13 protein-coding genes are annotated in these 13,725 nt (G+C 58.1%); 12 read left to right on the forward strand and 1 reads right to left on the reverse strand.

Features of this window, described 5'->3' with window-relative positions; translation table 11 throughout:
- The first annotated feature begins 1 nt into the window (after position 1).
- The 6 genes from HNR46_RS12285 to HNR46_RS20650 all read left to right on the forward strand — a co-directional run bounded on the left by HNR46_RS12285 (position 2) and on the right by HNR46_RS20650 (position 5,737).
- Positions 2–1,267 carry a 3-deoxy-D-manno-octulosonic acid transferase gene (locus HNR46_RS12285; RefSeq protein ID WP_184019202.1) on the forward strand — a complete coding sequence of 422 codons (1,266 nt, stop codon included), beginning with the start codon at positions 2–4 and terminating at the stop codon, positions 1,265–1,267.
- A 178-nt stretch (positions 1,268–1,445) separates the two neighbouring features.
- The gene (locus HNR46_RS12290; protein ID WP_184019204.1) at positions 1,446–1,694 is read left to right on the forward strand and encodes a hypothetical protein; all 249 of its coding nucleotides are present in this window, start codon (positions 1,446–1,448) and stop codon (positions 1,692–1,694) included.
- Positions 1,691–2,935 carry a hypothetical protein gene (locus HNR46_RS12295; RefSeq protein WP_184019206.1) on the forward strand — a complete coding sequence of 415 codons (1,245 nt, stop codon included), beginning with the start codon at positions 1,691–1,693 and terminating at the stop codon, positions 2,933–2,935. The genes HNR46_RS12290 and HNR46_RS12295 overlap by 4 nt, the downstream gene beginning before the upstream one ends.
- A gap of 119 nt (positions 2,936–3,054) precedes the next feature.
- Positions 3,055–3,918: a phosphoenolpyruvate hydrolase family protein gene (locus tag HNR46_RS12300; protein ID WP_184019208.1), complete on the forward strand. Its 864-nt coding sequence runs from the start codon at positions 3,055–3,057 to the stop codon at positions 3,916–3,918.
- A 16-nt stretch (positions 3,919–3,934) separates the two neighbouring features.
- The gene (locus HNR46_RS12305; protein ID WP_184019210.1) at positions 3,935–5,137 is read left to right on the forward strand and encodes a Tm-1-like ATP-binding domain-containing protein; all 1,203 of its coding nucleotides are present in this window, start codon (positions 3,935–3,937) and stop codon (positions 5,135–5,137) included.
- Between the two features lie 219 nt (positions 5,138–5,356).
- Complete coding sequence (locus HNR46_RS20650; RefSeq protein WP_221285146.1) at positions 5,357–5,737, forward strand: hypothetical protein; 381 nt, start codon at positions 5,357–5,359, stop codon at positions 5,735–5,737.
- Positions 5,738–5,937: 200 nt separating this feature from the next.
- Here HNR46_RS20650 and msrB read toward each other — a convergent pair whose 3' ends face one another.
- Positions 5,938–6,507 (reverse strand): peptide-methionine (R)-S-oxide reductase MsrB, encoded by a 570-nt coding sequence (gene msrB / locus HNR46_RS12310; protein WP_246418064.1) that lies wholly within the window; start codon positions 6,505–6,507, stop codon positions 5,938–5,940.
- A gap of 106 nt (positions 6,508–6,613) precedes the next feature.
- Between msrB and HNR46_RS12315 the strand changes: the two genes are divergently transcribed.
- The 6 genes from HNR46_RS12315 (at position 6,614) to HNR46_RS12340 (ending at position 13,095) form a co-directional block, all read left to right on the forward strand.
- A complete protein-coding gene (locus tag HNR46_RS12315; protein ID WP_184019212.1) occupies positions 6,614–6,967 on the forward strand; it encodes a nucleotide pyrophosphohydrolase in 354 nt (117 codons plus the stop codon).
- A 370-nt stretch (positions 6,968–7,337) separates the two neighbouring features.
- Positions 7,338–9,047 carry a GspE/PulE family protein gene (locus HNR46_RS12320; RefSeq protein WP_184019214.1) on the forward strand — a complete coding sequence of 570 codons (1,710 nt, stop codon included), beginning with the start codon at positions 7,338–7,340 and terminating at the stop codon, positions 9,045–9,047.
- Between the two features lie 11 nt (positions 9,048–9,058).
- Positions 9,059–10,354: a type II secretion system F family protein gene (locus tag HNR46_RS12325; protein ID WP_184019216.1), complete on the forward strand. Its 1,296-nt coding sequence runs from the start codon at positions 9,059–9,061 to the stop codon at positions 10,352–10,354.
- A gap of 405 nt (positions 10,355–10,759) precedes the next feature.
- Positions 10,760–11,476: a hypothetical protein gene (locus tag HNR46_RS12330; protein WP_184019218.1), complete on the forward strand. Its 717-nt coding sequence runs from the start codon at positions 10,760–10,762 to the stop codon at positions 11,474–11,476.
- Between the two features lie 21 nt (positions 11,477–11,497).
- Positions 11,498–12,058, forward strand: a complete 561-nt coding sequence (locus HNR46_RS12335; RefSeq protein WP_184019220.1) for a hypothetical protein — start codon at positions 11,498–11,500, stop codon at positions 12,056–12,058.
- Entirely contained in the window at positions 12,055–13,095 is a 1,041-nt protein-coding gene (locus tag HNR46_RS12340) for a hypothetical protein (protein WP_184019222.1), read from the forward strand. Before HNR46_RS12335 ends, HNR46_RS12340 begins: the two co-directional genes overlap by 4 nt.
- Positions 13,096–13,725: the final 630 nt, after the last annotated feature.

Here is a 13,725-nt window from a genome sequence, read left to right on the forward strand (position 1 = left end):
AATGGAGTGGCCGCTGATGATTTACCGGTGCTTGTTGCCGGTGTATGTGCTGGCGGCGGGACCGGCATGGGTGCTGAAAATGATCCGCCGTGGGGGTTGGACGAGTGGCCTGGGAGAACGCTTCGGGAAGTATCGCGAAGATTTGGAGTTTGAGCCTTGTGGCCAAGTCCATGTCCATGCCGTGAGCGTGGGGGAGACCATGCTGGCATTGAAATTGATCCGAGCGTGGCAAAATCGCCGGCCAGGAAAGCGCTTCGTGTTGGCGGTAGCGACGGCGACCGGTCGCCAAGTGGCCGAGGCTCAGGCGCCGGAGGGGGTGCGCGTGGTGTATCAACCGGTCGATTTCCGGATCTTAGTGGAACGGTACTTGAAGCGTTTTGAACCGTCGCAGGTCGTCTTGGTGGAAGGCGAAATGTGGCCTCATTTGATGCGCTCCTGTGCTTGTCGCAACATTCCCGTCCGATTGGTGAATGCTCGGATGTCGCCCCGATCGCGCCGCCGCTTTCGGAAGCTTGCGGATTGGGTGCGCCCGGTGTTCCGGCACCTTGATGCCGTGGCTGTCCAAGAGGCGAGCGATGCCGAAATCTGGCAGCATCTGGGGGTTTCGGCAGATCGAGTCTCGGTCACGGGGAGTTTGAAATTTGATCCCGGTCGCCAGCAGGGAAGAGCCGGCCGAGAGGAATTTGGGGAGATGATCGAGGCTCTGGCTGGGGGAAAACCTCCCGTGCTGGCGGCGAGCACCCATGCCGGCGAAGAGGTGGTGTTGGCGAATGCGGTGTTCGAAGCGGGAGGGTTTCCCGTGGTGGTGCCGCGGCATGCCGAGCGCAGGGAGGAAGTCCTACAGGACTTGGCCAAAGCGGGAGGGCAGGGGGTGTTGCGCAGTCGTTTCCAAGTTCCCGTTGAACCAGGCAAATGGGTTCTGGTGGTCGATAGCACCGGTGAGCTGAGGGACTGGATCCAAGCCGCGGAAGTCGTTGTGATGGGAAAAAGTTTTCGGTCCATCGGTGGGCAGAATCCTGCCGAGGCCATTGAAGCCGGCAAGCCCGTGGTGGTCGGGCCTCACATGGAGAATTTTGAACCCTTGGTCAGCCGGATGGTGGATGCGGGAGGGGCTTTTCGTGTTGATGAAGAAGGGCTTATCGGGGTGCTTGCGAGCTTGTTGGACGATCCGGGGTTGCAATCTCGGTGCGCCGTAGCGGGCCAGCGGGTCCTGGCGCAGCACGCCGGGGCGGTGGATCGGATCATCGACCTCTTGGAGATCGGGTGAATTCCGCAGAAACAGAGTTAAGATTCCTTTCACGACAAGTTTGTCATTCCCGCAGGGATCGCTAGAGTCGCGCTCGTGAGCGACCCATCCAAGGAGCAGGACGACCTGCTGTCAGCGTTTTCGCTCGGACCCGCATGGGCCCGGGACAACGCACCGGCGAAGAAGTACGATAATCATCGTGGCGAAGAGGAATTTTCCCGACGGGGCCGTGGTGGCCAAGGTCCGGGAGCGCCCGGAGGTCGTCGTCGGGAAGGCGGTCAAGGTCGCCAAGGCGGCGGGGGCGGCGGTGGTCGCGGGGGCGAACGTCGATCCGATGACCGTCGTGGAGAGGATCGTCGTGGAGAGGATCGTCGTGGCGGTCGATTTGGTGGACGGCGGGATGCGACGGAAGGCCGCCGCGAACTCCCCGATCCAGCACCTGGCGTGAAGGTTTCGCTGCAACCGGCAATCGAAGCGGCCCATCGCATGGTGAAGGAGATCCAGCATCGGGCCCGGGTCTATTCCTTGTTCGATGTCGCGAAGTTGTTTTTGAACCATCGGGGCAGCTACGTTTTGGAGGTTGCCATGGAGGAGTCGAAATCGCCGATGTTCCGGGGGAAGCGGGACGCATCGCTGTTTCTGACCAAGGAGGAGGCGGTGGCTCATTTTCTCTCGTCGTCTCTATTTGATGAAATTTACGAGAGTGAGGAGATCGAATGCGAAGCACCGGCTGGCAATTTCCAGGTTGTGGCCCGCTGCGGGTTCTCCGGGGAGTGGCTTGGTCCGCCGAACTTCCACTCCTATCAGGCCAACTTGCGTCGACTGCATCGGGAGCGTTTTTCCAACATGCCCTTTGATCGGTATGCCTCGAGGGTGAGGACGGAGCGGGGCGAAGAAGCCGTCAACGAGTGGCTCGAAAGCATGAAAAAACGGACTCGCTGGCGGGTCAAGGGAAGCGATGAAGACGCATGGACCTTTGACCGTTCCGAGATGGATCGGGATTTTTCCCAGAACCGTTTCGACGAGTTTTTTCAAGAGACCTTCAAAGCTGAAGTACCTGGAGACATCGATGCCAAGGCGCTGTCGATTGGGATTCTCGCCGCTGTCCGCATCGCTGGCAGCCACGCGCGGAAGCATCCGGCCATGATGATTCCTGCCCTGTGCCGAGCGCTGGAGTCGGATCACCTGGCCATCTTCAAAACGAAGGGCAAGCTGTTCTGCGGTCCCGCCCGGCCCCATCCGCTCTCAACTTACGAGGGGCTCTCGGAGCGTCCGGCGGCCATGGTTCGATATCTCGACGAGAATCCGGATGCCAAATTGGCTGCCTTGTGGGCAGCGTTGTTGCCCGAAGGAACTCCTGAACCGCCAAAAGAATGGCTGGTGGATCTGTTTTGGCTCCTCACCCAAGGCCATGTTCTGCTGTTCGATGACGGAAAGCTCGTCCTGCCGAAGCGCAAGCAAGGGGGGGGGGCGGTCAAGGCCGCGGAACCCAAAGCTCCGAAGAAAAAGAAACGGAACAAGCCTTCTGGGCCCCGGAAAGGTCGCAAAGCAAAGTTCAAGAGCCCTGCCAAGGCTCTGCGGACCATCACCCGGATGTCACCGGGCCAAGTGAGACTGCTCAAGGGCCAGCAACGGATTTGGGCACGTCGTCTCGCCCGCCGCGAGCGCATCGAATCCCTGCTGGATTGAGGTTCAAGCACCTCCACGGGAGTGGAGGTGGGAATCGTGATAGGCGGAGGTGGATTCCCAAAGCTTGTTCCGGTGGGGTTGGATGCGTAACTGAACGTCCAACCCCAAACTACCGACGCATGGCAAATCCCTGGACAGGAACCGGAAATCCCTACAATCGCGCCGAAGTCATCGAAAGACTTCAAGACACTCTCTCAAAAGGAGAACCCATCATTGCCGCAGGAGCGGGAACGGGCATCAGTGCCAAGTTCATTGAGAAGGGTGGCGCGGATCTGATCATCATCTACAATTCCGGCCGTTTCCGCATGATGGGTCACGGGTCCACGGCAGGCATGATGGCCTATGGGGACGCCAATGCGATTGCCATGGAAATTGGCGAATACGAGGTGTTGCCGGTGGTCAACGAAATCCCGGTCATCTGCGGAGTTCACGCCACGGACCCACGTCGCCGGATGTGGCATTGGCTGCTTAAGGTCAAAGAAATGGGCTTCTCGGGTGTGAATAATTTCCCGACTCACACCATTGTCGATGGGCATTTCCGAGGCGTTCTTGAAGAAACCGGAATGAGCGTGGAGAAGGAGTTCGAGATGGTCAATCTGGCGGGCCGGATGGACATGTTCTCGATCGTCTACGTCGGGTCTCCCGAGGAGGCGAAGAAAATGGCCGAAAACGGTGCTGATGCGATCATTGCTCACGTGGGCACCACGGTGGGTGGGTCCATTGGCGTGACGGGTGCCGTCGCCACTTGGGACGACACCATTCGCCGGACTCAAGAGATCATCGATGCGGCAAAATCGGTGCGCGACGATATTTTCTACCTTTGCCATGGCGGCCCGATCAACACTCCTGAGGATGTGGATCGTGTGCTCAGTGCGACCGATTGCGTGGGCTTTGTGGGGGCCTCAAGCTTGGAGCGCATGGGAGTGGAGGAATCCCTCACCTCGCTGACTCGTGAGTTCAAAGCAGTGCCGCTGAAGCGCTGACTCCCCCCAAAGTTCCATGGCGACCATTGCAGTCATCGGCACCCTGGATTCCAAGGGTGAGGAGCACGCCTATCTTGCAGAGTGCATTCGCAAGTGCGGGCACGAGGCTCTCCTGATGGATGTCGGTAGCGGAGGGGCTCCCACGGTGGAGCCGGACATCTCCCGTTATCAGGTTGCCGAGGCAACGGGCGTGGATCTTGAGTCTCTCATGCAAAAACGGGACCGGGGAGAATGCGTGGCGGCGATGGCCGCGGCGGCCCCGGTTTTGCTGTCCCAGCTGGTGTCCTCTGGCCGAGTTCAGGGCGTCATTTCTGCTGGGGGAGGAGGGGGCACGGCGATCTCGACTGCCGCGATGCGAGCTTTGCCCCTTGGCTTTCCGAAAGTCATGGTCTCGACCATGGCGGGGGGCAATACGGCTCCCTATGTCGGAACCAGTGATGTGGTGATGTTTCCAAGCATCGTCGACGTCGCCGGGCTGAATTCGGTTTCTTTGGGAGTCTTCAGCCGCGCCGCCGGAGCCATTTGCGGCATGGTGGAGGCTCCTCCGCCCGAACACCAAGGCCGGCCACTGGTCGTGGCGACGATGTTTGGCAATACGACGGCCTGCGTGACGGAAGCCAAACGTGTTTTGGAGGAGGCGGGTTTTGAGGTCTTGGTTTTTTCCGCCTGCGGCACGGGTGGGAGAACCATGGAGTCCCTCGTGGCCAGTGGCATGGTGGCGGGTGTTCTCGATCTGACGACCACGGAATGGGCGGACGAACTTGTGGGAGGCGTTCTTTCGGCTGGGCCCCATCGTCTCGAAGCTGCGGGGATCGCCGGCCTTCCGACCGTGGTGGCTCCCGGGTGCCTGGATATGGTCAATTTTGGAGAACCGGAGACGGTTCCCGATCGATTTGAGGGCCGGAAATTCTACTATCATAATCCTCAGGTGACCCTTTTGCGGACCTCTGTGGAAGAATCGAGGCAGTTGGGGGGGATCCTTGCCGAAAAGATCAACGCTTATCGGGGGCCGGTTTCGATCCTGATGCCGGAACGAGGTTTCAGCGCGATCGGAGAACCAGGGGGAGTATTTGAAGATCAAGAGGCGGATGCAGCTCTGATGGAGGCGCTGGAAAGCGATTGCGGAAAGGAAGTGCTGAGGTTCCCGCTCGCCATCAATGATCCAGCGTTTGCACGTGCTTGTGCCGAGAAGCTGTTGAGTTTGCTTCGAGGCGATTGAACCCCACTCGGCCCGTCATGCGTAGAGGAGCGGGTCACCATCGAGTATCAGGGCATGCTTGGAATGGAAGGGGCTTCATTCTCGATGCCCTGATCCTGCGGGGATTCCGAGGGAGCTTGGTTAGGGCTTCCTGACCGCATGGGTTGGCAAAAGTTCTCGAAGTGAAAAAATTTCGAGAAATTTGGAAATCGACCCCGTCGGCCGCGATTGGAGAGAGTGATGATGAGCCTCACTCCCATTCGGGTGCCAAAAACCGGCGATTGCGCTTCGGGGGAAGCGAGCCGGATGCGGTTCCTTGGGAAGGAGGATTTCAGCATCTCCGCCACGGGTTTTCTCGAAGCGGGTGACCAAGATTCGATCCAAAAGGTCAGTCACCGGGTCGCAGTGGAGGCTGGTGCTTCGGTGATGAAAAAGCTGGCTAGCGCATTTTTCGGAATGGGCGAAGTCCGTCGGATTCAGACCTTTTGCAAAAAGGGGATCTTCAAGGGGATTCGGGGGAATCGCCGAGATGACTTCTCTTTCTTCTTCACAGAGAAATCCGTCCTGCATTGCCATCGTGACTTTCGGCTGGGGGGCCGTGTCACGAGTTGGGTTGCTTAGCGGTGCCCACAGGACGGGCAAGTGAGGATGGGACCGCGCGAATTCGGGGGAAGACGCGCGAGTCCCATCCTCCTCTTTTTGTACGGGCATGGTCTTTTCAAGTAACGGATGCCTCCCAAAAAACGAACGCCGGAGCCTCAAGACTCCAGCGTTGGTGAAAGCCGATGGGGCAGAATCACCGCCCCGGAGGTGCAGATGGTTCAGTCTTTCTTGGCAGGCTCTTCCTCTGAAGGTTCAGGCTTAGGCTCGGATTTTTCCTCGTCGGGAACAAAAACGAGCACCGTACCATTGATGCAGTAACGCTGGTCGGTCGGAGTGTCGAAGCCCTCGCCCTTGAAGACGTGGCCGAGGTGGCCACCGCACACCGCACACATCACCTCAGTCCTGGGGTATCCCAATTTGTAGTCGGTGGAGGTTTTGACGTTTTTGGCATTCGCCGGGTCATAGAACGAAGGCCAACCGCAGCGGGAATCGAACTTCTCGTTCGAGCTGAAGAGCTCGGCGCCACAGCCGGCGCAGTAGTAGGTGCCGGCTCCTTGGTGTTTGAACTCTTTGTAAACTTCGCCATTCGGGGCTTCGGTGCCGGCTTTACGAAGGATTTGGTACTGCTCGGGAGTCAGTTGCTCTTTCCATTCGGCGTCCGTTTTTTCAACGGATTGGGCAGGGGGCTCAGGTGCAGATGAGGAGGTCTCCATGGTGGTTTTCTTCGAATCAATGTCGCCACATGCGGCGAGGGTCAGACAAAGGATCAACGGAAGGGCGGCTTTCATGAGGCCAGCATGCTCCCGCTGGGGGCCATCTGCAAGAGGAGGTCGCTTTGCCCAAGGCCTCATGGGTAATCCTTGGCGAAGTCGGAATCCCGAGCAGAATGGCTCCATGTCCGACTCAATTCAGCAGCTCTCGCGCCGTATTCGAACATTCTCCGCGGCGCGCGACTGGGACGTTTACCACAATGCGAAGGACATGGCCGTGGCGATTGCGGCGGAAGCCGGGGAACTCTTGCAACACTTTGTATGGCAGCAATCGGAGCAGATCGAGGAGAGGGTGAACGCGCGCAAAAGCGAGATCACCAGTGAGATGGCGGACGTGGGTATTTTGCTTTTCGAGATGGCCGATCGATTGGGGATCGATCTGGGGGCGGCCATGGAGCAGAAAATCGATTTGAATGAGCAGCGTTACCCCGTGGAAAAATCGAAGGGAAACAACCTCAAATACAATCAGCTGTCGTAACTGGGAGGCCACTCGGGCGTCACCAAGGTTGAAGTGAGAGGCGTACACAGAAAGACGCGGGCTGGATTCCCCCCGGATTCACAACCCGCGCCCTTTCTGAGCCCGGCCATTGATGGGATCGACCGCTCGAAAAGACCTCCCCCCGGAGTGCTTTCCGAATCAGACGGGCCAATTCCATCGGACTGGCGGACATGTGCCGAAGCACGGAAGGATAGGAACCGAAGTAGTCAGGATTCGCAAACTAATTCATTGCCTTTGGGGCCGGGATATCTACGTACGGAGTTTGCTCCGGGAAAAGTGAGCCGATAAGGCAATTTTCGAGAGACAAGGTTGCCGGTCGGGGGGTTTTACGGGACAAGAAGCCGACCGCATGACCGAATTGTTGATCGAACCCGCTAAAAAGAGCGGATGTGACGAATTGAAGAAGCTTGAGGAAGTGCTGGAAAGCGCGGCTCTTCGCCAAAGATCTCCCATCGATGACCTCCTGGATGCGGGCTTGGTGGATGAGGAGCCCTACATGCGGGAACTGGCCTCCGAGTTGGGCATGGAATGGCTGCCCAGCATTCCGCAACCCGAAGCACCCCTGCCACTCCGCGAAGCTTGTGGTCCGCGGGTCGCCCTGCGTCATCGACTTCTTCCCATCGAAGTCGTCGGCAGCGAAGAAGCACCGGTGCTGAAGTTGGCGACCTTCGATCCTTTCAATTTGGTCGCCCGCCAAGAGGTCGCGCGGGAGATTGAAATGCCGGTCGAGTGGGTGATGGCCTCTCGGCGGCGCATTCATGAGGCTCTTCGGCGTCTTTATGGGGTGGGTGCGGATACCTTTGAGCAGATCCTCGAAGGGCGCGACATGGACTTTTCCAATCTCGAAGTCGCCGATGAGGCCAATGTGATCGATGCGGATGACGATGCTGAAGCGAGTGTCGTGAAATTCGTGAATCAGATCATTCGTGAGTCTCTGGATCAAAAGGCGACCGATATTCACGTCGAACCCTTGGCGGACAATCTCCGAATCCGTTATCGGATTGACGGTCGATTGGTCGAGGTGACGGTCCCCGAAAACATCAAGGCGCTGCAAAGCTCGGTGATCGCCCGTTTGAAGATCATGTCGCGTCTGGACATCGCGGAACGCCGGCTTCCCCAAGATGGACGGATCAATCTTGAGTTCCAGGGCCAGACCATCGACGTCCGGGTGGCGACCGTGCCCACCGTTGAGGGCGAGAGTGTTTCGCTCCGCCTGCTCAACCAACAAAAATTCAATGTCGACCGTCTGGGAATGGAGTCGTTCGTCCGTAAGCGGATCGAGAGTCTCCTCAAATTGCCCAATGGCATCATCCTGATCACAGGCCCCACCGGTTCAGGTAAATCGACAAGTCTCTATTCTTTCCTCAGCGAGATCAACAGCCCGGACCAACGGATCGTGACCATTGAGGACCCGGTGGAAAACAAGCTGCCAGGCGTCATGCAGATCGCGGTGAAGTCCGACATCGGTTTGACCTTCGCAGCAGGACTTCGATCGATTCTACGGGCTGACCCGAATACCGTGATGATCGGGGAAATCCGGGACTTGGAGACGGCGGAGATTGCGATTCGGGCCTCTCTAACCGGTCACTTGGTGTTCTCGACCTTGCACACCAACGATGCTCTCGGAGGCATCAGCCGTTTGACGGATATGGGTGTGGAGCCGTTCTTGGTTTCAGCGGCGGTGCGGGCATTCCTTGCCCAGCGGTTGGTCCGCAAGCTGTGTGATCACTGCAAAGTCCCGCGTGAAGTCACTCAGCAGGACCGACTGGATCTGGGAATTCCCTTGGAGATCACGGGACAGGCGTATGATGCGGTGGGATGCGACCGCTGCCGGGACACTGGGTTCCAAGGTCGTCTCGCCATCTATGAAGTGGTGGTGATCGGCGGTGTCATGCAAGATCTCATCGCCCACGGTGCTCCCGCGGCAGAAATCAAAGCCCAAGCGCTCAAGGATGGCTACATCCCCATGCGCGGCTACGGCTGGCATAAGGTGTTGCAGGGACTGACCACCATTGAGGAGGTGATTTCGGTCACCGCGACGGATGCCGGAGGAGCCTGATTCCGAAATCGATGCCTTCATTCAATTACAAGGCCCTTGCGGCCAAAGGCGGTGTTCAATCCGGCCTGATCGACGCGGGAGACCGGAGCGAAGCGTTGCGCTTGCTCGAACGGCGGGGGCTTCAGCCCGTAAGCCTTCAGCAGGTTTCCGCCGACTCGGCTGCTCGAACCAAGGAAAAGGCCGCCAAGAAGAAAGTCGCTCCCAAGGCCAAGCCGACCGTGCAGGCGAAGTCGGATTCGGCGGATTCCTCCGGGCAATTGAAACTGAAGCGACCCGAGGTGGTGCTCTTCACGGAAGAATTGTCGGACATGCTCTCCGCGGGGCTTCAGTTGGAGCCTGCCCTCAAGGCGATGGAGAATCGTCAGGAACTGGGAGGTCTCAAAGAGGTCGCTCAGCGCATCCGGAATGAAGTCCGCGATGGGACGAATTTCTCGGTCGCACTGAAGCGGGTGAGTCCCAGCTTTGGCCCACTCTATTGCTCACTCGCTGCTGCGGGTGAGGCATCCGGGGCCTTGGATACCATTCTCAAACGGCAAGCCCACTATCTTAAAACTCTCGCTGAGCTGCAGTCTCGGCTGATTTTGGCGATGATTTACCCCGCGTTCCTTGTTTGCGCGGGGATTGGGGTTTCGGTGGTTTTCGTAACGGTCTTGATTCCGCAATTGACCCAATTGATTGAGTCGGCGCCGGGAGGGAAACTGCCATTGCCGATTCAAGTGTTGGTCAATGTGAGCGATCACTTGGGAGCCTACTGGTATGTCTATCTGATCCTATTGGTTGCAGGCGGCCTCTTCTTCAAGGCCTGGAAAGACAACGAAGAGAATCGCCCGACTTGGGATCGTGTGAAACTGACCTTGCCACTTGCGGGACCGGTCATTTCGAGCCGGTTCTTCGTCCAGTTTTTGGAAACGATGGCGAATCTCGTGGGCAATGGACTTCCCCTGCTGCGTGCGTTGGAACTGGCGCGAGACGCCACCCTGAATCTTTCGCTGCGAGGTGCTCTCAACGAAGTCATCGATCAGGTGGGCGACGGCCGTGCTCTGTCCAAGGCAATGGTCCGGACCGGCAAATTTCCTGCTCTGCTGATCGACATGGTCTCCGTGGGCGAGCAAACCGGGAAAATCGATTTGTCGATGCGCCGTGCCGCCGAGCGGTACGACAAAGAGCTCAATAAAGACCTCAACCGGATCATGGCACTGATCATGCCGACGATTCTGATCATCATGGCCTTGATGATCGGAACCATGGCCTATCTCATGATCAACGCGATCTTCCAGACCATCGGCAACTTGAGCGGGCGGCATTGAGGCGAAGCCGACAAAGAACAAACTCCGTGGCCGTCCGGATCTTTTGAGCCCCTCTGGAGGGAGGCCGGACGGACAACGGGCGGGGCAAGATTCTCGGCGGCGAAGAGGCATATTCGACGGACCGCCTCCATGGGGAGCTGAGCCGAAAAAGTTTCCGTTGAAGGTCATGGAATTGCCGTGATCCAAGTCGCGCTTCTGCAAGAGAAATTCAGGAAGCGTGCCAGCGGGGCGTCCGATGGCCCCACGTGTTCGTGCGATATCCGGCAGGCGGGAAAATGGCAGGCTTCGCTCGTCGCAGGCAGTGAAGGCCTGTGATTTCTGTTTCTCCCTTTCCCCCGACTGCTGCCCTGAACGGCTTCACCCCATTGGCCGTGCAAGGTGGTGGTTCCCCCGTCCCACCCCCACATGAATTCCCTCATTGCGCGTTTCGCGCTCCTTTGTTGCATGGTCTCGTCAGCTCTTGCTGGAACGGGTGCCAGAGTCTACTGCTGGGCTCCTCATTTGGGCTCCAGTTCGATTCTTCTCGATAGCCATGGCCAGGGGATTGGCTCCTACGCAGGCCGTCCCTACTCCTACAAAATCCTGGGGGTGGCAGGAACTCTCGCTCTCGGTGATCAATGCGACGGAGCTTTTCCCGACCCCAATGATCCGGAGAACAAATTCCGCCAAGGTTGGTGGATTGGCGGGCTCGGAAACCACGTCAATATCTCCTCCCACGTAAAGCTCCAGGTCAATTGGGCGCAGTACTACCCCGAGCGCTTGGAGGTGACGGGTGATCGTCCGGGTGTGAGTACGGGTCCCGTCCGCATCTATGGTGAGACCTGGGAGACACAAAAGATGTTCGGATATCCCGAAGTGACTTTGGTGTTTCACTTGGCGGGGAGTGGCGACTACTCGATTCCGAATCGAAATCCCAATGGCTACTTTTACGTGGTTGCTGAATACTTGCCGACAGCGCCCGAAATCACGGGAAAACTCACGGTGGACTCCAACTGGGTGCTGCGGGGGAATGCAACAACGGTCGGATTTGAAATCGATCGAACGGGTGGCGGTGAGACGGCACCACCTTTTTCCGACTACGACTCTGACGGAGAAGTGGTGTTCATGAGCAGCGGAAGTTGATCTCCCTCCCATCTCGCAAACATGAAGTTCCTGCCTCTCACTCTCGCTGTGCTGAATGCCGCCTTATGCCTGGCGGCCGATGCTCAGAGCCCACCTTCCGGTTCCAGTGGCCAAGGCATCCAGTTTCTCCCGGAGAAGCGATTGGCGCCCACCCGCCGCGCCACCACCAATCCGGAGCTGAAAGCACGTCTCGAAAAAGAGAAATTCGAGGGATTTCGAAAAGAGCCAGGGCAGGTCACGCATTGGGATATCTTAGAACATTCGGACTTCCTTGCCTACGACGGCTGCTACACCCTGTTGCCAAAGGGAGCAGTCTTGTTCCTTCCGGACCGCTTGGCTTCCTGCAAAGTCGCGGGGCCCCAAGGTCAGTTGGTTCTTTGGAGAGACTTTTCGGCGAAATACCGAGCCCTGATCGAACCTTGTGAAGTTTCTCTCGAGGAAGCGACCGGGAAGAAAATCATCGATCCCACTCGGTGGGAAACTTTGCAGAAAACCGACCGGATCGTGGTTGCCGTCCTCAACCGCAGTCCGATTTCGGTCGCCTCCTCAGCACTCCCAGCTTCACCTTCTTCGGCACCATGATGGCTCGACCTTTCCTGAATGCTCGCCGGCTGGTTCTGGCCATGGCACCGGGTCTCGTTGCAGGAGCGCACGCTCAGGATTTCATTCGTCAGATTCAGGTCATCGACTCGAGCTCGGTGATCTACGATATCCCGATTTCGTCCGACAATGGCGAAGTGCTCTCGGAGCCTTTGGCTGGAGATTCTGCCGTTTTCCAGCTCTATGCCACTGCCACTTTGGCTAACAACGTGACGGAGCTCAAGAAGCTCGATGAAAAGACGGTGGGGACCTATCTTCCGAAAGTCACGGTGGAGATCCTTTCGGAGGATCCTTATGATCCACCTCGGACGAGAGCCGATCAAACCTACGGTGTGCGCATCAAGATCGCCGGATTGCGTGCAGATCCGGACGCTCCGGCCGAAGCCAAACAGATCCAGGTCGTTCGCCGCTACCGATTGTATGACGACGAAACTTTCGAGGTGGTCAGTGAGGGTTCCCAAGAAGGGACCTACACCTTTGATAGTAACGGGAACTTCGTCGACAATGCCATCAGCCAGCGACTGCCTGGCGACCCGGATCTCCCGACCAAAGTTGCGGGTGAGGAGTCTTTCGTGGCGATGACCCAAGGTGGGCCAGGTGGATCGACTTCTGAAATGGCGAGTGCGACGGTCCAAATCTGGCCGGTTGCGGAAGCGGCATTTTTCGGAATCGAAGCAGGCAAGACCTATCAAGGACTCCCTCCGGTCGCGAGTATCCTCCTTCGGGATCTATACCCGAATAGCACCACCTACGTTCAAGTGTATAAGGGCCCTCAGCGCTTGGGTGTGATCGGTGACGCTCTGCCCACGAGCGTTCTCCACTATGAAACCTATCTGCCGCAGAAGGCAAATTTGGCCCTTACGGACTTGAACTCTTTCCTAGCGGAAGACGGTGAATACACGCTTGAGGCTCTGACAATGACACCGTTCAACGACGGTGCGCCCGAGTTGCTCGCAAGCATTAGCTTCATCATTGACCGGACACTCAATGTGAATGGGATGATTTCGACGGCTGAGTGATTTGACGAAAGAGATTTCCGCCCAGATTGGGCGGAAGCTGACCATTCGCATCTACCGTCACGTTGGGAGTTCCCTCGGAAATTGAGAGAGCGATCTGCCGGAACAAGCTCCGTTGAGCCAAGCGTCGCGCTGTCTTTGGGACGGGGCGGGGATCCCGTCTTGTGGTCCCTCGACTGCTCCTGAACGCGCAGAGAGAGACGTCATCGACCTTCGATGGCAACCCTCGCAGCGCTTCCTGAGAGAAGAACTCGGCATCCATCAGGTTGCGTGGGGGAGATCAGAAGCACGTGGGCCTGGCTTAACGGGGAAAAGGGAGGGGCGCGGCGAGCCCCCAGCTCACCGCGCCCCTCGAGACTTCGACCACCACTCATAGAGCGCAATCCCCCCAGACTGCAGATTCTACGTCGATGCAGGGCCTCGTCCGTAACGGCTCATCGAGTGTCTCGACTTACCGTTTGTATCTCTATCATGTCTTCTGGTGTCTGAACTCACGCGATCGCGGGGGAGGATCAAGTTTCATGAGGCGGAAAGGGCGGAAAGGGCGGAAAGGGCGGAAAGGGCGGAAAGGGCGGAAAGGGCGGAAAGGGCGGAAAGGGCGGAAAGGGCGGAAAGGGCGGAAAGGGCGGATGG

The organism is Haloferula luteola, assembly GCF_014201715.1.
GTDB lineage: Bacteria > Verrucomicrobiota > Verrucomicrobiia > Verrucomicrobiales > Akkermansiaceae > Haloferula > Haloferula luteola.